Source organism: Oleiphilus sp. HI0086 (assembly GCF_001635225.1).
In genome coordinates this window covers 1-712 of record NZ_LWFZ01001091.1, presented here as the reverse complement: position 1 = coordinate 712, position 712 = coordinate 1, and the positions used below count along the sequence as shown (strand labels likewise).

General features: G+C 44.7%; 2 protein-coding genes. Both read right to left on the bottom strand.

Translation table 11 applies throughout. The annotated features are described in order from the left end of the window. Positions 1 to 59 (bottom strand): SEC-C metal-binding domain-containing protein (locus tag A3756_RS29325; RefSeq protein ID WP_197481393.1); only part of this gene is annotated, 59 nt, incomplete at its 3' end. After that, positions 59 to 712 (bottom strand): cation:proton antiporter (locus A3756_RS19245; protein WP_197481392.1); only part of this gene is annotated, 654 nt, incomplete at its 5' end. The genes A3756_RS19245 and A3756_RS29325, both read right to left, overlap by 1 nt.

Here is a 712-nt window from a genome sequence, read left to right as displayed (position 1 = left end):
AGAGCACAGCAGTCGTCATACGTCAGGGAAGACCCACAGGGGCAAGGAGCTTTGGGCATTAATCTCGTCTTAATTTGTCGCTAATAGCGATCGGATTGGGGAAGTTAAAGATAACAATATATGAGTTAAAGATGAAAGTCAGTATTGCTGTGGCCTGGATAAGGTGGGAGGCCTCGGTCCCTATCAAAGCCGATGCGGTTGCCAGGTAGGCAATCAGTAACGAAAACTCACTAATTTGGCCTAATCGAAAACCAGCTTCCCAGGCAATGTCATTGGGTTCTTTGCTGCGCGTAAGCAACCAACGGAATATCACTGGCTTGATAACAATAATCAGCCCAGCCAGTAGTAGTGAGGGGAGAATAACGTCTGCCAGTAAGCCTAAGTTGAATGAAGCGCCCAGCGAAAAGAAAAACAGAACTAAAAAGAAGTCACGAAGCGGTTTTAAATGCTCGGCGATATATTGGGCGATTGGGCTAGTCGCGATGCTGATGCCTGCGATAAAAGCGCCGATTTCAGAAGATAACCCAATGTAATGTGCGAGTTCTGCAACACCCAGGCACCAACCAATTGTCAGCAAGAATATATACTCATGAAAACGGTCAAACTTGGATATCAATTTAAGGATGACATGCTTTACGGTAGCGAATACGACAAAGATAAGTAATGGCAAAGTTAGCATTGTTTTAACGAAGCTAAAGATACTGTTGCTGTC